The 18,661-nt window shown below is 35.1% G+C and carries 21 protein-coding genes and 2 pseudogenes; 3 read left to right on the top strand and 20 right to left on the bottom strand.

All coding sequences use genetic code 11. From position 1 onward, the window contains the following. Positions 1-6: 6 nt before the first annotated feature. A complete protein-coding gene (locus ACYP5M_RS17930; RefSeq protein WP_452445054.1) occupies positions 7-198 on the bottom strand; it encodes a hypothetical protein in 192 nt (63 codons plus the stop codon). Between the two features lie 143 nt (positions 199-341). Between ACYP5M_RS17930 and ACYP5M_RS17925 the strand changes: the two genes are divergently transcribed. Then, positions 342-1,298: a patatin-like phospholipase family protein gene (locus ACYP5M_RS17925; protein ID WP_459735355.1), complete on the top strand. Its 957-nt coding sequence runs from the start codon at positions 342-344 to the stop codon at positions 1,296-1,298. Between the two features lie 206 nt (positions 1,299-1,504). On the opposite strand, the gene ACYP5M_RS17920 is transcribed toward ACYP5M_RS17925, so the two are convergent. From ACYP5M_RS17920 to ACYP5M_RS17850, 15 genes are all read right to left on the bottom strand, one after another. Next, positions 1,505-1,819, bottom strand: a complete 315-nt coding sequence (locus ACYP5M_RS17920) for a DMT family transporter (RefSeq protein WP_101225815.1) — start codon at positions 1,817-1,819, stop codon at positions 1,505-1,507. Beyond that, positions 1,820-2,161 (bottom strand): DMT family transporter, encoded by a 342-nt coding sequence (locus ACYP5M_RS17915; RefSeq protein WP_452445053.1) that lies wholly within the window; start codon positions 2,159-2,161, stop codon positions 1,820-1,822. A gap of 970 nt (positions 2,162-3,131) precedes the next feature. After that, complete coding sequence (locus ACYP5M_RS17910) at positions 3,132-3,572, bottom strand: hypothetical protein (protein ID WP_230178850.1); 441 nt, start codon at positions 3,570-3,572, stop codon at positions 3,132-3,134. A gap of 296 nt (positions 3,573-3,868) precedes the next feature. Further along, complete coding sequence (locus ACYP5M_RS17905) at positions 3,869-4,438, bottom strand: dihydrofolate reductase family protein (protein WP_452445052.1); 570 nt, start codon at positions 4,436-4,438, stop codon at positions 3,869-3,871. Between the two features lie 164 nt (positions 4,439-4,602). After that, complete coding sequence (locus ACYP5M_RS17900) at positions 4,603-4,809, bottom strand: DUF6366 family protein (RefSeq protein ID WP_101225813.1); 207 nt, start codon at positions 4,807-4,809, stop codon at positions 4,603-4,605. A gap of 207 nt (positions 4,810-5,016) precedes the next feature. Beyond that, complete coding sequence (locus ACYP5M_RS17895; RefSeq protein WP_452445051.1) at positions 5,017-5,418, bottom strand: DUF6157 family protein; 402 nt, start codon at positions 5,416-5,418, stop codon at positions 5,017-5,019. 183 nt (positions 5,419-5,601) lie between these two features. Continuing rightward, positions 5,602-6,180, bottom strand: coding sequence for a putative periplasmic lipoprotein (locus ACYP5M_RS17890; RefSeq protein ID WP_452445050.1), 579 nt, complete (start codon positions 6,178-6,180; stop codon positions 5,602-5,604). Positions 6,181-6,315: 135 nt separating this feature from the next. Beyond that, positions 6,316-6,678: an MOSC domain-containing protein gene (locus ACYP5M_RS17885; RefSeq protein WP_459735354.1), complete on the bottom strand. Its 363-nt coding sequence runs from the start codon at positions 6,676-6,678 to the stop codon at positions 6,316-6,318. Continuing rightward, complete coding sequence (locus ACYP5M_RS17880; RefSeq protein ID WP_459735353.1) at positions 6,679-6,879, bottom strand: hypothetical protein; 201 nt, start codon at positions 6,877-6,879, stop codon at positions 6,679-6,681. A 257-nt stretch (positions 6,880-7,136) separates the two neighbouring features. Further along, positions 7,137-7,910: a hypothetical protein gene (locus ACYP5M_RS17875; RefSeq protein ID WP_452445048.1), complete on the bottom strand. Its 774-nt coding sequence runs from the start codon at positions 7,908-7,910 to the stop codon at positions 7,137-7,139. A 36-nt stretch (positions 7,911-7,946) separates the two neighbouring features. Next, the gene (locus ACYP5M_RS17870) at positions 7,947-8,408 is read right to left on the bottom strand and encodes a flavodoxin (protein WP_452445047.1); all 462 of its coding nucleotides are present in this window, start codon (positions 8,406-8,408) and stop codon (positions 7,947-7,949) included. A gap of 172 nt (positions 8,409-8,580) precedes the next feature. After that, positions 8,581-9,000 carry an IDEAL domain-containing protein gene (locus ACYP5M_RS17865; RefSeq protein WP_101225807.1) on the bottom strand — a complete coding sequence of 140 codons (420 nt, stop codon included), beginning with the start codon at positions 8,998-9,000 and terminating at the stop codon, positions 8,581-8,583. A 722-nt stretch (positions 9,001-9,722) separates the two neighbouring features. Continuing rightward, the gene (locus tag ACYP5M_RS17860; protein WP_459735352.1) at positions 9,723-10,481 is read right to left on the bottom strand and encodes a carbon-nitrogen hydrolase family protein; all 759 of its coding nucleotides are present in this window, start codon (positions 10,479-10,481) and stop codon (positions 9,723-9,725) included. A gap of 416 nt (positions 10,482-10,897) precedes the next feature. Next, positions 10,898-13,108, bottom strand: a complete 2,211-nt coding sequence (locus ACYP5M_RS17855) for a transglycosylase domain-containing protein (RefSeq protein ID WP_459735351.1) — start codon at positions 13,106-13,108, stop codon at positions 10,898-10,900. A 376-nt stretch (positions 13,109-13,484) separates the two neighbouring features. After that, positions 13,485-13,799: a hypothetical protein gene (locus ACYP5M_RS17850; protein ID WP_063592358.1), complete on the bottom strand. Its 315-nt coding sequence runs from the start codon at positions 13,797-13,799 to the stop codon at positions 13,485-13,487. A gap of 249 nt (positions 13,800-14,048) precedes the next feature. On the opposite strand from ACYP5M_RS17850, the gene ACYP5M_RS17845 reads away from it, so the two are divergent. Both ACYP5M_RS17845 and ACYP5M_RS17840 read left to right on the top strand, forming a co-directional pair. Next, the gene (locus ACYP5M_RS17845; RefSeq protein ID WP_459735350.1) at positions 14,049-14,720 is read left to right on the top strand and encodes a response regulator; all 672 of its coding nucleotides are present in this window, start codon (positions 14,049-14,051) and stop codon (positions 14,718-14,720) included. 82 nt (positions 14,721-14,802) lie between these two features. Continuing rightward, a pseudogene (locus ACYP5M_RS17840) lies at positions 14,803-14,912 on the top strand (IS3 family transposase); the annotation flags it as partial. A 232-nt stretch (positions 14,913-15,144) separates the two neighbouring features. Here the strand turns inward: ACYP5M_RS17840 and ACYP5M_RS17835 are convergent. The 4 genes and pseudogenes from ACYP5M_RS17835 to ACYP5M_RS17820 form a co-directional block, all read right to left on the bottom strand. Then, positions 15,145-15,630: a DinB family protein gene (locus ACYP5M_RS17835; RefSeq protein WP_459735349.1), complete on the bottom strand. Its 486-nt coding sequence runs from the start codon at positions 15,628-15,630 to the stop codon at positions 15,145-15,147. A gap of 208 nt (positions 15,631-15,838) precedes the next feature. Then, positions 15,839-16,258: a UPF0715 family protein gene (locus ACYP5M_RS17830; protein WP_459735348.1), complete on the bottom strand. Its 420-nt coding sequence runs from the start codon at positions 16,256-16,258 to the stop codon at positions 15,839-15,841. A 267-nt stretch (positions 16,259-16,525) separates the two neighbouring features. Continuing rightward, a pseudogene (locus tag ACYP5M_RS17825) lies at positions 16,526-16,958 on the bottom strand (VOC family protein). 164 nt (positions 16,959-17,122) lie between these two features. Next, positions 17,123-17,752, bottom strand: a complete 630-nt coding sequence (locus tag ACYP5M_RS17820; RefSeq protein ID WP_434169606.1) for a YesK family protein — start codon at positions 17,750-17,752, stop codon at positions 17,123-17,125. Positions 17,753-18,661 lie beyond the last annotated feature (909 nt).

Raw genomic sequence — 18,661 nt, 5'->3', positions numbered from 1 at the left:
TAATCATCAATAACCTTTTGTGCATAAGGTTGCAAAATAGCCTGTTTGAGGACGGAACAGGCAGCCGTAGCCTACCGCTATGGCTTTTTTATTTTCTTTCAAGTTTTTTTGGTTGTACTTTCTGACTTTCTCTTCACCCATTACAAACAAAGTACGTGCATAATAATTCCTGTTCGGCTTGCCCGTACTGCCACTCAAACGTAGTCTCCTCTATCCTCGTCGTAGTTTTTTTTATACTCGATGAAGTCTTTTCTTGGATGTTTAGCTACATAATCCTGCCCCTGAAAAATAAACATATACTGAATGATACTTGTGACCTGATTAGAAGGGAGAAATCAGCTTTGACAAAATACCGGATCATGTCCTTTGATGGAGGCGGCACCTTAGGTGCTTTAAGTTTACAACTTTTGAACAGACTGGCTCAGCAAAACCCAAAATTAATTAGTCGAACCAATGTTTTTTCGGGAAATTCAATCGGTTCATTCACTGCCCTTGCGTTAGCAAGTGGAAGATCGCCGAAGGAGACACTCCAGTTTTTTAAGGATAAAATCCTGCCGGCTTTCAGCGTTTCCCGACCAGGTGGACCTGTTTTCAATCAACAATTGCCATATTCTGGTTTCATTAAAGCGGTACAAACATTTTTTCCATCAGATCTTCTCCTCAAAAACTTAAAAAGACGAATTGTTGTCCCTGCATTTCATTTATTCTCACCGGAGCTGAATCGTTGGACTCCTGTGTTATTCCACAACTTTCCTGGCTCTCCCTATTTAAATGAGAAAGCGAGTGATGTAATACTACGGAGCAGTGGTGCTCCCGCGACGCAACGAGCCTATCAAAACTATGTGGATGGGTATACTGTAGCAACTAACCCCAGTACAGCCAGTATCGCGTTTGCAGTGGGGAAAGCCAAACAGCCGTTGGATCAAATTGCGGTATTATCCATTGGAACAGGTGAAGAGCCGACTCGATTAAGAAGAGATACGAAGGGGTGGGGGATGGTAAGTGCAGATAACATACGTCCCGAAAATATGAAGAACCTCCCCCAAAATTGGGGAGTTCTTTTGGACCGATCGCCCAATGAACCCTTACTGCCATTTCTACAGATTGTCGCTAGTGGATCCGGTTACTATGAATCCATGGTCAGTTCTCAGCTTCTAGGAAATCGTTTTTTTCGGTTAAATCCACGGATCCCCAATTTCTCCAAAACGGACCCTTCTGTGGTTCCAGCTGTCATTTCAATTGCTAACAAAACAAATTTACAACCCGCAGTTCAATTTATAGAGAAAAACTGGAATTAATAAAATGATCCCATAAGTCTGATTGAATTTTAGTTTTTATTTCAAGCATTTGGATTTTTTATATAAAAACAGCCAGAACCTGGCTGTTTTTATTTATCAGTTCTTCTACAACTATCCTGCCCCGTTAATTGCATAAGGAAAAAGCTGTCTTAAAGACAGCTCCGATCATAAGCTAAAGCACCCGTTAGTTCAACAACGTATATTATTTATGATGTCAATTTCAACCCCACTACCGCTACTAAAATTGCCCCTATAAATAAAATTCGTTTCCAATCTTTTGATTCTCCATAAAACAACATTCCAATAATTACTCCTCCCACAGTTCCAATCCCTGTCCATACCGCATAGGAGATTCCCATAGGGAGAGTTTTCATAGCTAGACTTAGAAAACCAAAACTAATTATAAATCCCATAAACAATACTATATACGACTGTAAGTTTTTATCTTTAACAACTTTATTCATACCCGTAACCCCAACTACTTCAAAAGTTCCAGCCAAGATAAGATATAACCAAGCCATTTATACTGCACCTTCTTTCTTGCTTGGTTCAGTTGTGACAAGTTTTAATCCTACTACACCAGACAGAAGCAGGAGAATAAACAATATTTTTGTCCAACTGAAAGGTTCTCCAAAAACCACCATTTCCACCAAGACTGTTCCCGCTGTTCCTATTCCTGTAAAGACAGCATAGACAGTAGCAACGGGTAGTTTTTTTGTAGCTTTCATCAATACAACAAAGGATACATATATAAGAAAAAATGTACCGGCCCAAGTAATCAAATTATTTGAATACTTCAACCCCATTGCCCACATTACCTCAATAATACCGGCAATAATAACATATGCCCAATTTCGTTTCATAAAATTCCCTCCAAGATCATTAATCATTAGAAAGTCCACGCCAATGCAAATACCAAGCAATAATACCGGCAATGATAACATATGCCCAATTTCGTTTCATAAAATCCCCTCCAAGACCATTAATCATTAGAAAGTCCACGCCAATATCCATTTTGTGCGAAATACTTTAAGGCAACTTCTTTAATTCGCTCTGCAGTCAATTTCCCAACCTTCCGACCGTTCGTTAGTTAAATTTAGCATTAACTTTTTCTCTAGTCAATTTTTATTTATTTTTCTTAATAAAATTCAACAATTGTTATTCAACTAACCTGTTCCTTTAGTTCCATAAGAAAAGAGCTGCCTTAAAGACGCTCCGATTTTCAGCTAACGCACCCGTTAATAACATATGAAAAAGGTTACCTCAGCAACCTTGAGTCTTTTCAAGATGTAGAAATCCTTTTCACAGGTTGTTCTACATAGAACTCTAAATACCCACATTTAGAGCAAACATAAGAAGATACTTGCTGTAAATCGGACTATCGGTGAAAAGACCTCTTGGTTTTTTGTTTATCAGAAATTCTCCTTGAAATCCGGAAATATAGGCTCTCGTAAGTTCGTTGCCGCATTTACTAAAAGTTTCAATTATACACCACCACCCATAATCGTAATCGTTTCCTACCCGCCACTCTCTTTTAAACGATTCCTAAATTAATAAAGCTTCAATCCTTGTTCAACTAACCTGCCCCATAAGTTCATTAACAAAATATCAAACTTTATTTCATGTCTACACAAACACCATTTAGCTCGACACCCTTTGTAGCGTTTGTAACGTACTAGTCATGTCAGTAAACTTCACTTCTTTTCCGTAAAAGGCAGTGGTAAAGCTCAATCTTCGTAAAAAATTATACAAAAATACTTAGATTTAATTTATTTCAGAAACTTTTCATATAAAAAAAGCTACCCATCAAGTGTGGGTAGCAAGTAATACAAGTTATTTGAAAACAATCTGTAGTTTTCCAGATACTTTACCAGAAGAGTATCCATCTTTCACATCAACATAAAATTTACCTATTTTCATATCTGTGAATAATGTCTTTCCACCTGCTAAGCTATGATAGCCTGTGCACTTTCCAGTACTAGCATTGCAGAGACGAGACCATATGTTACTATAATTAGTCAATAACTTACTTCCAGAAGAGGTCTTTAAATAGATTGGGGAAACCAGTTCTACCTCTAAGTCACTACCTTTGTTAGGATTTCCAATTTCACCATCCCATTTTCCATCTTCTGTTTGAAAAGAATACTGAGGAACACTTGCTTGAGCAGAAGAAGTACCAAATACGATTCCACTTACCAGAACTAACACAAAGGTACTTAAGATTAAAAATAAGCTTTTTATGTTATTTCCTCCTCCAATCTTTATCCCTTTCATAATATCAGAATAAACTGACTATTAAAATGATTAAAAATGACTATAGTTTCTTAAATTCAATCATCTTTTGTTGCGTCATCTTCATCAACCTTGCTTAATTAAAGTTCATGAACTATCTATAATTCCGGTTTCTTCTTATTTATATAGGTTATTTAATTAAATCATGCTCACAATATTAAAAAGCCTAATTTCTGAGCATTAAGAAATTAAGCTTTTTCATTGCACCATTAAAGCGCCCGATTGTTGAAGGGAAATGACAACAATAACTATCGCATATTTACGAATGAACACTATAATTAATTTTCATTCAAATGATATATTAGTTGCACAACGCCAGAGGAGAACGTTCTTGTATTAACCAATTTTAGATTTAACCTCTGCTTTATATCAATAAACAAAGGTTTTCCTTCTCCCAAAATAACAGGATGAACAGATAATCTAAATTCATCAACAAGCCCTAAATTGATAAATGTTGTAATAAGACTTGCTCCGCCATATAGCCAGATGTCTTTACCAGGTTTATTCTTTAATTTATTTACTTCTTCAACAATATTATCATTTATATAGATCGCTTTATTTTCAGTCCCTTTTTGCGTTCTGGAAAACACGTATTTTTCTTTACTATGAACCATTTCCCAAAGTTCTTTTTCAGTATCCGCATCTTCAATTCCTGGAGTGAATTGTCCCCATAAATCGTAGCTTTTTCTTCCATATAAAATAGTATCAATTTGATTTAAGAAATTAATAAACCCCATCTCAGGGTCCATGATGCACCAATCAACTTCCCCATTTTTTCCTTCTATAAAACCATCTAAAGTAACTGCTAAATCTAAAATCATTCTTCTTGGTCTTACGTTAATTGACATAATTCTTCCTCCCTTAATCATTTAAATATTGTTGATCACGCCAAGTTTTTTTATATTTTCATTATTTCTGAAAGGTACTTATGTTAATAATAAGAAAAGGAGATGCTGATCAGCTCGTGATATGAAGTAAGTACCCTTTAGTTGAAGAAGGTTAAGTAACATCTTTAAAAAAACAGTTTATATAAAACATATCCAACTATTAAAACAACAATTAATATCCCCATTCCTTTCCAACCTAAACCACCAACTAAGTCTGCTAAATTGCCATTTCCATTAAATCCATCTTTTAATGTACCTATTGGATTTTTTTTAAGTTCTTCTTGTCTTAATCTCTCTCTTTTCTCTTCAGGCGTTTCATTGTGATTATTCAAACTAAGCACCCCCTATGAATAGGTTCTGTTGGAAATATTCTGTTATTCTATACCTTCTTACGCTAAACTCCCATCACAATTATCTCCCCATATGTAATGTTCAGCATTTTGTTTACTTTTTTTCATCATTTCTATATATCCCCCCTTGTATTTATAATACAATCTTACGTATTCTAACCTGCCCCGTATATAAAAGTAATTTTGTATTTATTTTCTTTTAGAACGCATACCTTTAAGTTTTGTAATGTCAGCTTGCTTAAGCAATTGGTTATACATTTTACTGTTAACATCATATATGGCAATTTTCCCTTGATTATCATAATGAATTCCCCAACCATAATTTTTCACCAAAGTAGAAGCTCTGAAGCATGCCTTGGGTTTTGAAAAGAACTGTTCTCGAAGTTCAGCTGTATTTTCCTCTTCTATTTGACTCTTGATTAAAAAAGTTTTAAATTGGACGTCTTCTTGTGTAAATTTATATGGGTTATTGTTAATTAAATCATGTTCAATATAAGCAATTGTGGGTTTTTCGTTTTTTATGACAGGTACCTTTGCTGAAGTAACTTTTGAATCCTCTGAAATGGTAATAAGTGTGTTCTTATAACTCATATAATAACCTCCTTATTCAGCAGTTTGCTTATCTATATACCATATCATTCCATTGCTTACTTCCGCTATCCCGCTCCTTTAGTGCCATAAGAAAAAGGCTGCCTCAGCAACCTTCCTTCAAAACAAATTTATATCAGAACCAAGTTTAATTTACCTTTTAAATCCACCTTCAAAAAGCACCCGTTAGTTTTTAAGTTTACTCAGGTCAAATCTTGCTATTTCTTGATTATCAATTGTCACAACTAAAAAAGCATCAAATGCATACTCTTTAAGTTTAGCTAATTTTTCTTTTGAAGGTACAAGCAGTGGAACTTGGGAATTTTCTTCGCTTACACCTAAATCGTAGTTAAGAGTATACTCACCCTTTTGATCAGGATTAAGAACCGGTAAAAATGAATGACCGAACCCTACACCACTCCCGTTATAATCTTCAGGATCATAAATATTGAAGCCTATTACGTCTTCCGACACGGCTTTTAATTTGTCTTTGGGCTCAATCTTAAGTTCAATTCCTTTATCAACTTCTTCAATATCTGCTGTTTTATTACCTGTATTTTTAATGGTGAATTCGTAAAATAAAGCTGTCGGGATCAGCTCAACTCCCTTTCTTTCCCCTTCAGTTATCACAATTGCACCGAGCAAATCCTTATCTTTAACAATATCAACTTTCGCATCCACTAGTTCCAGAGAAGGATTTGATGAACAAGCTGATAAAAAGAATAAAACAAAAAATAGGCTTATAAAAACAAAGCATTTCCTCAAGTAATCACCTCTAATTTTAGATTACCATAATTTACCTATATTTCAAACGAATTTCTTTTAAATGCATATGAAAAAGGCTGCCTCAGCAACCCCCTAATTGTTTTAAAGAAAATAAAAACAGTTCTATTGAAAACACTATACCCTTTCAAGGGGTGTATGAGGTAACGGTGGTAATTGAATTCTAACCAGGTCCCCGGGGTGAACCACACCACTTTCCAAAACTATGCTCATTATTCCTGCTTTACGTATCAAGTTCCCATGCAGATCCCGGTCCAAAACAGCGTTCATAAGTCCTGATTTAAATTGATCAATCTGGGCACATGGATTTCGTAGGCCTGTTACTTTAATAACTGCTGTTTCCCCAATAAATAGTAACGAATCCTTCGGTAATTCAAGCAGATCGATACCTTTTGTGGTAATATTTTCACCCATTTGTCCAGTTGAAACATTAAACCTGTCTTTCAATTCATCTAATAATTCTGAGTGGATTAGGTGCACTTACCGCAGGTTAGGTTGATTTGGGTTCTGCGCTACACGTGAACGATGCTTAACAGTTTTACCCGAATGGGCATCTCCTTCAACGCCCAAACCCTTCAGCAGTTTTATACTATTGCAATTTTCCTTGCTGAATGTGTGTTTATCACTTTTACTTACAGCTATTACTACTCCGCTAGCCGAGCCAATTTTTTCGTCATTCATTTTCTTTCAACTCCCCCAATACTTATATTTGATATCTTTATTCAACTATCCTGCCTAGAAAGAGCCAAAAAGAAAAAGGCTGCCTCAGCAACCTCCCTTAGTAAGCTCAATTAGAATCTTATTGGCACCAATCTTGTAATCCATCCTTATACACACCTTTTATATACTAAGAGATAAGTATTGGAACAACCTTGATCTGTATGTATGCTTTTGTCCATAACCTGATATAATCCGAGGTTTTCTGAACATATATAAAATTATTGAAAATTCGCCATTTCTTGGTTTGTATTATTACCGTCATAACACCTTTTTTGATAAGAGCAGCTTTTGCAAACCAGTAAAGAATTCGTTTTCAAATACTTTTTTGGTTCTTGTAAAAGATTCTTGATTATGTTGAGGTATTCCAATCCATCCGAAACATCATTCATCGTTGGAATATAAGTTTCTATTTTGCCTTCCATAAGCGAGAAAATCTCTATTCTTGCCGGTAATTGACCAAATGCCCTTTCACAAAACACCGAAATCATATTAGTAAATAATAAGTTCATTTCTTCGTGTGTATCAACTACATATTTTTTTATGATGTATGAGCCGCTTGACCATTCTGCTACTTCAAAAGTCAAGGAGAGTTCGGTCCCCAACTCCTCAATATTGATGTTAAACTTTTCATATAAAAATAAAGGTGGATTTTGAATTTTTTTGGAAGTTAAAAATTGGAGTAAATGGTCAGTTATATTAGCAAGAGCCATATAATAATGACTCCTTGACTCGAACTGACGTACATCAATGGCACTCCAATGATCATCTATTAACTCCATAACTTTCTTAGATGTCTGACATATTGGAGGCAGTTTATAATAGCGGCTTACAACTTGATTAACCACAGCTTGAACCATTTTCCTCCAATCCAATCGAGTTGTGATTTTTCCTTCTATATGATGAAAGTAAAATTGATAAGGACATCTTATAAAATCTTGTAAATGGTAATCAGTTAAAGTAGCAATGGAAATCCGATGTTCCTTACCCATCATTCCCCTCACCTCTCTTTCCTCATAAAATAGCTAATTCTATATTGAAGAGACAAGACTATTCTTTATAAAATCCCTCCCGAAATTTCGGCAGTTTTTGATATCCTCATCATCTGGGTTTAATTCTACTTTTAACCCTTCCAGGACGATATCAGCACCCTGTTCCCTTAATTTTTCGGACAAAATATCTACGGCCGCACCATATTGTGAGTAAGAGGAATCGCAGGATCCAAACACCGCTGCTTTCTTGCCAGTTAAATCAATATGATCCATTTCCTCATAAAAGTCTAAAAAATCATCCGGTAATTCTCCGTCTCCCCACGTATATGCACCTAATAAGATACCATCGTACTCTCCAAGTATGGAGGCTTCAGGACCTTCCATTATATCTATCTTTTCGATATTCACATCACTGATTTCTGTGATTCCTTCTATAATGATATCCGCCATTTCTTCTGTATTTCCACTCATACTGGCAAAAATCATAAGGATTTTAGACATGATAAGTTCCCCTTCCAACACTGATGATTATTAGTAAAAATTCAAACTACTCAGCAGCATTATCACCTTTAATTTAAATTTGGTGAAATTGAATTTCCACACCTATTAGCAAAAAAGATAGGTATCGATGTTTTTGAAATATAAAAGCCAATTGCATCTTTATTGAATATGTTCATAAAATTGTCGTGTTTTCCCAAAAAGCATGTAAATCTCCAGTGTTGATTTTATTCTTTATTTTCTGTACGTTACTCAGTTCATCGGCAAATGAAAGAAACGACTGCCTATCATGTGCATCGAGGGCTTCGTTTATTTTAAAGCTTAAATGGTTAATTTTTAGATTCAAATCCAAAATGGAGCAAATGCTTCCCTTGGAATACAGTTCCTCAATATCTTCCACATGCATAAAAAACTGAAACTCGTTATTGATATCTATTAAAAAGTGCCATCCTAAGCAATCAACATACTTCCGCTCGTTTGTAATTGTCCAAACATCACCTTGAAGGAACTCAATCATATGTTGGTGCTTTTGCCCAGGACAGCAGCAGCTTACTTGATGCTGAAATTGTTCCAATATTATAAAATTTTTATCCACAGATGTTCCTCCTCCACCCATATTCAATATTTATTGAATTTTATTTGTTATCGCTAACTTAGTCAGTTGACTGTTTTTTGTCAGACTTACCTTTCTATTCTTTTAAGGTTGAACTATTTTCATTTTTCTTCCTGATCCAAAACTGTTTATTCAATATGTTGACGCCTTTTAATATTTATTGACAGGGAATAGGAATTTGCAAGAGTATTAATTGAAAATGATTATCAATATCAAATATTACTTTATATAATAATGATAATGATTATCAATGTCAATCAGTTTTTAGCCATCTAGATAATATAATCGTTCCGTCAGTAAAAGCATCTTACTGAAATATTCTGGTAAGCTCGTAATTTGTCCAATATGAATATTGGACAATCATAGTCCTAAAGTTTTTTTTCCGAAGTTATTAACACTAGCTTGATCCATTTAAGCCCCTCATTTGTTTCACTCAAATTTCTCATGTTAATTATCTAGATACATGTGAAACTATTCAAAAGATATAAAATCCATAATATTATTTCGAATTTTATCAATTGCCCTCATGCAAATAAGGAGGTGATTAGATTGATTCCAGTAGCCTGTACTTTATTCTGAAGATAATATCGGCAATAAAAATTGCCCCTATAATTACATAAAGAAAAGCTGCCTTAAAGGCAGCTTCGATCTTTAGCTAAGCACCCTTTAATTCAACAAGAGTGTAGTATATTAGTATGTACTCATTATATGTAATCGATATCGAAATGAGGGGATATTAATTCCATGCTTTGTAAATCCCATTCAAAAGTAAGGATGGCTGATTGTTTTGATTTATGTGTCAAAAGGCGTACTCCATTTTTTATGATCATGCTTTCTGCATCCCAAAAACGGACAGTTTCGTCTTCTCCAGTACGATTACAGACAAATACGGGCAGTCCTGTTTCTAATGACCTTTGTTCCCATTCTCCCTCTGGACCGTGTAATCCGGGACCCCAGGAAGACGGTGCAATTAATATTTCTGCTACCTTCTCAAATAAGCTGTAAGCAATATCTTTGGGATAGGCGTCTGCACAAATCATAATACCAATCTCAACATTGTCTGTTTTTATTGGCTCTATTACATCCCCTGATGCTGACCAATCATCAATAACACTTATTTTTCTCTGTTTGCCTAATAAATGACCTTGTTTATCTATGACAAACACAGAATTATACAACTCTCCGTTACTGCCTTTTTCAGGGCAACCCAAAAATACAGTGCTTTTCAAACTCTTTAGTTTACGGCTCAAATTACCCATCCAAGCATCAGGTTGCCGGTTAATCCATCCAGTCCCAATCTTATGATTGAATTGAAGTCCGCTAACACATAGTTCGGGTGTTATAATCCATTCGGCATTATTATTTGATGCTATATGAATGGCTTGTTCAATTAGTTTTTGGTTATACTCCACATCACCAGCGATAGGCAATAGGTGTAATAAAGCTATTTTTATTTTTCCCATAGTGAACTCCCAAACATCAACTTATATTAATGGCTACGCCTGTAATAATTGTAGCATAGACATTGATTTGCTTGTTCAACTATCATGCCCCGTTAGTTCCATTAGAAAAAGGCTGCGGTAGCAACCTCTGCATTACAGTAAAGCACCTATTAGTTGAATAGTTTTTTTATACCAATAATATTCCGATAATTTACAGATAACACTTTCAATAAAAATACCACTATGAGAACAACAATCATTATGAGCCAATTTTTCTTGTTGAACTAAACTGCCCCTTTAGTTCCATAAGAAAAAGCTGCCTTAAAGACAGCTCAGATCTTCAGCTAACGCACCCTATAGTTTAAGTAGAAACCTTCACATTCTCTTATGTGTATCATAAAAAGGATGGAACCAATGCGATCCCATCCTAAAAATCTTTATTGTTTGTGTTTCTTTTCCTCTTGTTGTTTATGCTTCTCTTCCTTTTGGTATTTCTTTTCCTCTTGTTGTTTATGCTTCTCTTCCTCTTGTTGGTATTTATTTTCCTCTTGTTGTTTATGTTTTTTATCCTCTTTATTTCCACCAATATAAAATGGTTTATCTTTATTATTTTTTGTAATTGGTGGACCTTCTTCAGGATTTGCACCTTTAATGAACAGTTCATTATTCACCTGGTATACATCACTAGGCTGCTGGAAGCTACTTTGGTCTGTTCCAAACGCTTCCAGCATGGCCTTAAACATTTGGTGCGAGATTTTAGTTGTATTTCCATCCATATAATTACCTGGACCATTTTTAGTATATCCAGTCCAAACCGCCATAGTGTATTGCGGTGTATAACCAGCGAACCAACTATCATTTACCGCACCGGTTGGATATCCATATTGTGCTTTGGTTTTACTGTCAAAATTGGTTGTGCCAGTTTTTCCAGCCACATCTAGTCCAAGGACATTTGCTGTTTTTCCTGTACCAGATTTTACGACTGTCCGTAACATATCCGTCACCAAATAAGCTGTGTAATCATGCATAGCACGTTTTGGCTTTGGAGTTAAATTAACAACTCTGCCATCAGGATAGACAACTTTACGAACAAAATGTGGTGTATTGAATTCACCGTTATTTCCAAAAGCACTATATGCCCCTGCCAACTCTAATGGATTAACCGTATTACTTCCAATCGCATATGATTCATACACCTTATTATTATTAAAAGTAATACCCAGATTTTCTGCAAAATTTTGTGCTTTATCCATCCCCACATCTTGAAGGGTAAGAAGTGCTGGAATATTGTATGACCATTGAAGTGCTGTTCTAATCGACATCATTCCGTGATATTGATGATCCCAGTTAGAAATAGACTGACCATTTGAGTAGGTTATCTCATGATCATTAATTTGGTGTGCTGTAGACCATTTTGAATTTTCAATAGCCGGACCATAATCAAAGACTGGCTTGAAAGTAGATCCTGGTTGACGTTTAATATCAATCGCAAAGTTGTTACCTCGGAAGGAAGCTTTATATTGGTTTCGACCGCTTCCAATAGCTCGAACTTCTCCTGTTTTTGTATCTGAAAATACGAAAGCTCCTTGAAAATTGTCATTTGGATAAGAAATAATCGTATCGGTGTTCATTATTTTGTCCGCAAAGGTCTGAGCTTTTGGATCTAGCGTCGTATAAATAGATAATCCATCCGAACTGATATCTACATTTTTCAGCTTTCTTTCAACTTCTTTTACAACAGCGTCCAAAAACGCCTCGTACGGCATTCCTTGCTGTTTCGTTTTTGGAACAAGTCCTGCTGTAACTGAAACCTTCTTTGCATCCTCCAATTGCTTTTTCGTAATATACCCTTGTTTATACATAGCTTCTAAAACAATATTACGACGATTTGTTGCAGCTTTCACATGTTCGGGTTCAGTGGGATCGTAATTACTTGGACTCTGTGGGAGCCCCGCCAACATAGCGGCCTCCGGAAGCGTTAATTTATTTAGATGATCGGCATCGATTCCGTAGTAATTTTTGGCGGCAGCTGCTACACCATATGTCCCGTCTCCAAGGTATATCTTATTTAAATACATCATTAAGATTTGATGTTTGGAATACTTTTGCTCAAGCTGATAGGCCAAGCTCCATTCCTGTACCTTCCGCTTTATTGTTTTCTGAGGTGACAAAAAGGAGTTTTTAATGACCTGCTGTGTAATGGTACTTCCGCCTTGAGATCCGAAATCCCCTATTAGGTTCTTGGAGATTGCTCTTGCAGTTCCTTTTATATCAATGCCATTGTGTTCATAAAAATGTGCATCCTCCGTGGCAATGAAAGCATGTTCCAACATTTTTGGAACTTGAGAATACTCAATTTTTGTCCGCTTTTCTTTACCATATTCGTAAAGGAAATTCCCGTTTTTATCGTATAATTTGGTAGAAAGCGGATCGACTAGTTTTGAAGCATCTATTTTAGGTGCATCCTTAATCATTGCTGCAACCGTAACTGCCCCTATTCCAATTGAAACAACACCTAACAGTAAAAACCAAAGTAAAACTTTATTCAAGAAAGACCTTCTTTTAGGGGAATTTTTATCTTTTTTTTGATCTTGTTTTGTTTTTTCCACTTGTTTTCGTTCCTGACGAGAACGATACGTTTCTGACATTAATCTTCTCTCCCATATTCAAGTTATTCAACAAAATTTAAGAAAACTATGCAAAGAAATAACCTTTTATTTACTCACTAGCCATTTATGGTCAGTATGGTATTTATAACAATGCATTTCATGCAAAACCTGTATATTAAGGAAGAATTTATCCTATACTCTCCTTGGTCGGTTTTCGCCATAAAGTAATCACTTCGTACTATCTCATCTAATGCATCTTGTAGAACGTCTTCCTTCTTTACATCTGGCCCTTTTAATATTTTTTCTCGTTTAATATCATTATCCAAGGTATAACAAACAATGACATATAGTGAACAAATAAAAAAGACAACGTACCACGCTGCCTCTTTTTGTATGGGTTAAAGAAAACGAAGAATTATTTAAACTTATCTAGTGAAATTATTCTATGTTTTAATTCTGAATTCATATCTAAAACACCTATCACAAATTGATTATCTTCCGTCAATGTTATGTATCTGAAATACTCATCATCAGAAATTAACAAATCGGTGTCATTCGTCATTTTTTCTATTTTGGCAAATACATCTTCTGTGTACTCAAGGTGAAAAAAATCATCCAATCCCTTGCTTGAGCTACCTACCCAGGTATACAGAAAATCTTTCAGTGTGATTTGTTCAAGCATCGATAATTGTTTCTTGAATTTTAACTTATCTACTGTTACGTTTATCATCTTTCAACACTCCTTAACGAGGATTAATTATATACAATGAAGTCTCCTCCAACAATGCTATCTGTATAACAATCCGTTTACAATTTAGTTACTATAGGGGTACCGCCACATCGCAATCAAGCTAAGAAAAAGGATTATCCCCAAAACGAAAAAATATGCTATTCTTTGTAAATGCTGCTGAAAAGGAATTCCCTATCATTTATAAATTTTAGAGAATAGGCATTTAAATAAATTAGAAGGAAGAAGCCATTGAAGACTAGTATCATCATTATCGATGACCATCAGCTTTTCCGTGAAGGCGTTAAGCGTATATTAGATTTTGAATCATCCTTTGATGTTGTTGCCGAAGGCGATGACGGAAGCGAGGCTATGGATCTTGTTAGCACACACAAACCAGATGTCGTTATCCTGGATATCAACATGCAGAATATGAACGGTATCGAAGCAACTAAAATGCTTGTAAACCGTTACCCTGAAACGAAAGTCATCATTTTATCGATTCATGATGATGAAAACTATGTACAGCATGCATTGAAAACAGGAGCACAAGGTTATCTGTTGAAAGAAATGGACGCAGATGCGTTAATTGATGCTGTTCGTGCAGTAGCAGAAGGTGGCTCATACCTTCATCCGAAGATGACACATAATCTAGTCAAAGAATATCGCCATTTAGCTACTGATCGTGATTCAGTGCATGCTGTAGAGATCAGAAGACCGCTTCACCTATTGACTCGACGCGAGTGTGAAGTTCTTCAAATTTTAGCATACGGAAAAAGCAACCGTGCCATCGGCGAAACTTTATATATCAGTGAAAAAACAGTAAAAAACCATGTGACTAACATTCTTCAAAAAATGATTGTAAACGACCGTACACAAGCTGTTGTTCTTGCTATTAAAAACGGATGGGTAGAAGTGAAATGATTTCAACTTATGTTAAGTCCGGCTCTTCAGTTTTCGCAATGCGTGCTGAAGAGGCGGGCTTTTCTCACGAAACGATCCTTAGAAACAAGAACTAGCAAAATGTATAGAATACTATAAACACAAACGAATCAAGGCAAATTAAAAGGCATGAGCCCGGTACAATACCGAGCTCATGCCCAACGGGCTGCCTAACGAAATAACCTGTCTAACTTTATGGGGTCAGTTCAACGTTAAGGAATCGACTTTTTTTACTTTTTCTTAAGGAACTAACGCACCTGTTACTTTAAGTACCATTCTTCACAAACTGATATTGCTTAACAAAACTGACCTGCAGCACCTGCAGCAGAACCTCGAAAAGGCGATTTCTAATTGAAGGATTACACCCAATATATATAGAAACCGACTAAATTAATATCTATTTGAATTATTTATTGGAATGAGAGGAAAGACCCCGACCTATAAGGTTTGCAGAAACAGGCTTTTTCCCTAATTCCCTTGCCCAAATTGATAATTGCCCTATATGGTGAATTTCGTGAGCAATAGTATGTCGCATTATTTCACCCCAAGTATCTGTCACAATTTTTCCATCTTGCAAGGTATCATAAAATAATTGATTTTCCATACTAGCATCCCAGTTGTTCATAAATTTTTCCACTTCTAAATGAAATTCAGCGTCCAATTTTCGAACTTTGTTCAAGCTTTTATAACTATCGAAACTCTCCTGAAAGTCAGTTTTACCTTGTAAGAGACGTATCCAGCTCCATTCGACATCAACAATATGGAAAAGTGTATGCAATATACTTCCCATTCCACCCGTTCGGTTCCGCAGAAGTTCTTCTTCACTTAACTCTTCACACCAACGATACCAGTCTAATCTTACCATCCAGTTATATCTAAAAAAAGTTTGCAAAAATGCCCCTCCCCATTTAGAAAATAATTTAACTGTTAAAATACTATTAGAGAAATGCCATACATTGTTAAATATTACTATTTATACAAACATAGGTTGAATTCCTTTTTCAACAATCCTGCCCCGATAGTGCCATAAGAAAAAGTTGCCTTAAAGACAGCTCCGATCTTCAGCTAACGCACCCTGTTAGCTGAAGAACTAGGATATTTCAGTTTTTCTTTTGTAAGAAGACAGAATCCCAAAACCAATAAATAGCAGCTGCTGCAAAACTAAAACAGTAATATATTTGGGTTTTAACTAAATATGTAGGTTCAACTCTAAATAACATTACATTAAATAAAAATACTGCTACAAAAGAAAGTACCGTGTAAATTAAAAGATAAAACACATTAAATTTTCTCGGGCGTTTATTAAATATAATTTGCAATGGTACTGCAAAAAGTAAATAAGGTATAACAACATAAAAAGAATAAATAATAACAGGCATTAACTGCAACCAAGAGGGTTCTCCACTAAATACAATTATAAAAACAGAAAAAGAGATACAAGACAAGAATAGACTAAAAAAATAATAAGGTATTACATCGCTAATTTTCGATACTTTTTCACTTAATTTCCAAATCTCCAATTTTGCTCAACCTTCCCAAATGTCATGTTAATTTATTCCATAATAATATCATTTCTTCAACTATTCTGCCCCGTTAGTTGTATAAAGGGGTATCGCCAACATTTCGGAAATTTTGTACGCTAAGCAAATCCAAACATAAAAAAGTCGAATTCCCTGTACGTTAAGGAACCGACTTTTTTATTTGACTTCTTCAAGTAAAGCACCCGATAGTTTAAGAAGAAATCTTTAAAGTTGGAGGTCTAAATCATGTAAAGTCCCATTCAATATTTATTTGATTTTCTCCGCCAATTCTAAAATAATTCCCTCTGGACCACGAACGTAGCATAACTTATAACTTTCTTCATATTGCTGTATCTCACTAAAGATTTCCGTGCCTTTCTTTTTTAATTTTGCAACAATAGCTTCAATATCTTCAACAGCAAAGCAAATATGTCGGATACCCAGCGTATTTGCCAAAGGTTGCTGAATATCTTTTTCATCTGAAGGCCTATAAAATTTGACTAGCTCTATCCATGCCTGACCATCTGGCATCCCCAATCCTACACATTTTAACATCATTAAGCCCAACTATTCTGTCCAACTGTTCTCCATCCAATTCCCATTCCGCTTGTACTTCAAGTCCTAAATCAAGAAAAAACGCTTTAGCCTCTGAAAGATCATTTACGTTTATACTCACATGATTTATTCTATTGATCTTCATATCTCATACCTCCTATATTCCTGTTATTTTCAATACCTGTATTCGTGTAAAGTTTGTTTGAAATTCTAAATCGCTTAAAACAGAAAATATCCTGCTTCAACAAACCTGCCCCGTTAGTTCCATAAGAAAAAGGAACCATCCAAGTATGAACAAATTAAAAAGGTTTAATCAAATATACCATCCCCATAATTTGTTCCATCCGTATCCAAAATGACTACCTTTGATTTAATACGAGTAAGTGCTACAGCTATATACGGATTGGGCTCAGGATTTTTATTATAAGATGTCCGAATGCGAATGATAGTCTTCTCACTATCATCTTTCACTTCCAACACTTCAATGGTATTTCCCTTTCTTTCACCACCCATTGATATTAATAAAAAGTCCTCCCCTTCACCTCCATTAAACTTTTTGTAACCGACAATCGATGTATCTTTCTCGATTTTTTCAATATAATTCCCGGTTTCATCATCCGTCAGTCTTTCTTTATCCACTACCCAGTAGTCCACTTGATTGATGAACCCAATGAATATATGAATAACGATGATGAGTGGAACCCCTATAAAAAGTATTTTCTTTCCTATAACATATTTCTTTAAGAAAAAGTATAGAATCGCCAGTGTGAATACTCCAAGGCTCAACACAGCATACGGCATTCCCTCAAACCCACCAATCACAGATAAGGAAAACACTAAAATCAATATGCCTAGCGAAAATTGAAGTAAGATTTGCGTTCTATCCTCTATCCCTTTTACAAATACATAAGCGAGTCCGAATACAATCATTGCTAGGATTATTCCTGCTTCATAAACGTATAAAAAAATACTTATCTCTCCCTTGGGTTGTTATTTATATAAGGATATGTTTGTATAAATGGTTGTTAAGGAATTCCAGTCAAATTTTCAAGGAATGTTTTGTGCGGTAGAGACGTGAATACATGAGCATTTCACTCGTTTTCTTTGATCATTCTATTAATTGAATAACGTTGTCCTATGTAACCTCTAATTTGTTTGTCGTAATTAAAAAGCCTAGTTTAGGGTTGTAATACAAAGCTGTAAACCAATCGTATTCTTTTAAAATTTCAATGTGTTTGTCCGTATGTTTCGTATTATTATGCAGTGACATTGATGCAATGAATAAAAAATCTAATACTAACGATAATAATTCATCCACTTATTTGGATAATATTACTAATTAATAGGATACCACATTCATTTATTTTATTACTATTCTTAAGGTGTATTAATGTTCACCGCACAGTTTGTGTCAACTCTACAAAAAGGCTACTTAAACTAACAGATGCGTTAGTTTAATAAAAAAGAAAAGGAGAGCACATATTATACATGGCTAATATGTGCTCTCCTTTTCTTTATTAAAGTTTTTTATAAATTAGGTCTTGATAAGGTAATTAATTATCAATATACCAATGCATTAATAACCGGATTAAGAATAGACAAATTTGGTTTGCTTCTAGGAATTGAAGAAAATAACCGGATAAAGCCAGCCGGCATAATGGAGTTTGTCACTCCTGCAGACAGGAAACAATTCTATAGCTAGTATCAGGATTTAATTGTTGGTGAAATTCATTTATAGCTCCGAAGATTAGCTGCAAGGGGAAGGCTCAGAAATTATACAACGGAAAGGCTATTGCGTATTCCGTCCATATTGTTGGATTGAAAATGAAATTTTTCAGAAATATTTTA

Source organism: Peribacillus sp. N1 (assembly GCF_054600815.1).
Note: the sequence above shows the minus strand (reverse complement) of the source record. Positions and strands in the feature narration are given on the sequence as shown.

Coding starts and splice junctions, on each gene's coding strand:
- ACYP5M_RS17915 (WP_452445053.1), bottom strand. CDS start 2,161: ATGAAACGAAATTGGGCATATGTTATTATTGCCGGTATTATTGAGGTA.
- ACYP5M_RS17905 (WP_452445052.1), bottom strand. CDS start 4,438: ATGTCAATTAACGTAAGACCAAGAAGAATGATTTTAGATTTAGCAGTT.
- ACYP5M_RS17910 (WP_230178850.1), bottom strand. CDS start 3,572: ATGAAAGGGATAAAGATTGGAGGAGGAAATAACATAAAAAGCTTATTT.
- ACYP5M_RS17895 (WP_452445051.1), bottom strand. CDS start 5,418: ATGAGTTATAAGAACACACTTATTACCATTTCAGAGGATTCAAAAGTT.
- ACYP5M_RS17880 (WP_459735353.1), bottom strand. CDS start 6,879: ATGAATGACGAAAAAATTGGCTCGGCTAGCGGAGTAGTAATAGCTGTA.
- ACYP5M_RS17855 (WP_459735351.1), bottom strand. CDS start 13,108: ATGTCAGAAACGTATCGTTCTCGTCAGGAACGAAAACAAGTGGAAAAA.
- ACYP5M_RS17860 (WP_459735352.1), bottom strand. CDS start 10,481: ATGGGAAAAATAAAAATAGCTTTATTACACCTATTGCCTATCGCTGGT.
- ACYP5M_RS17870 (WP_452445047.1), bottom strand. CDS start 8,408: ATGTCTAAAATCCTTATGATTTTTGCCAGTATGAGTGGAAATACAGAA.
- ACYP5M_RS17850 (WP_063592358.1), bottom strand. CDS start 13,799: ATGATAAACGTAACAGTAGATAAGTTAAAATTCAAGAAACAATTATCG.
- ACYP5M_RS17920 (WP_101225815.1), bottom strand. CDS start 1,819: ATGGCTTGGTTATATCTTATCTTGGCTGGAACTTTTGAAGTAGTTGGG.
- ACYP5M_RS17875 (WP_452445048.1), bottom strand. CDS start 7,910: ATGATGGGTAAGGAACATCGGATTTCCATTGCTACTTTAACTGATTAC.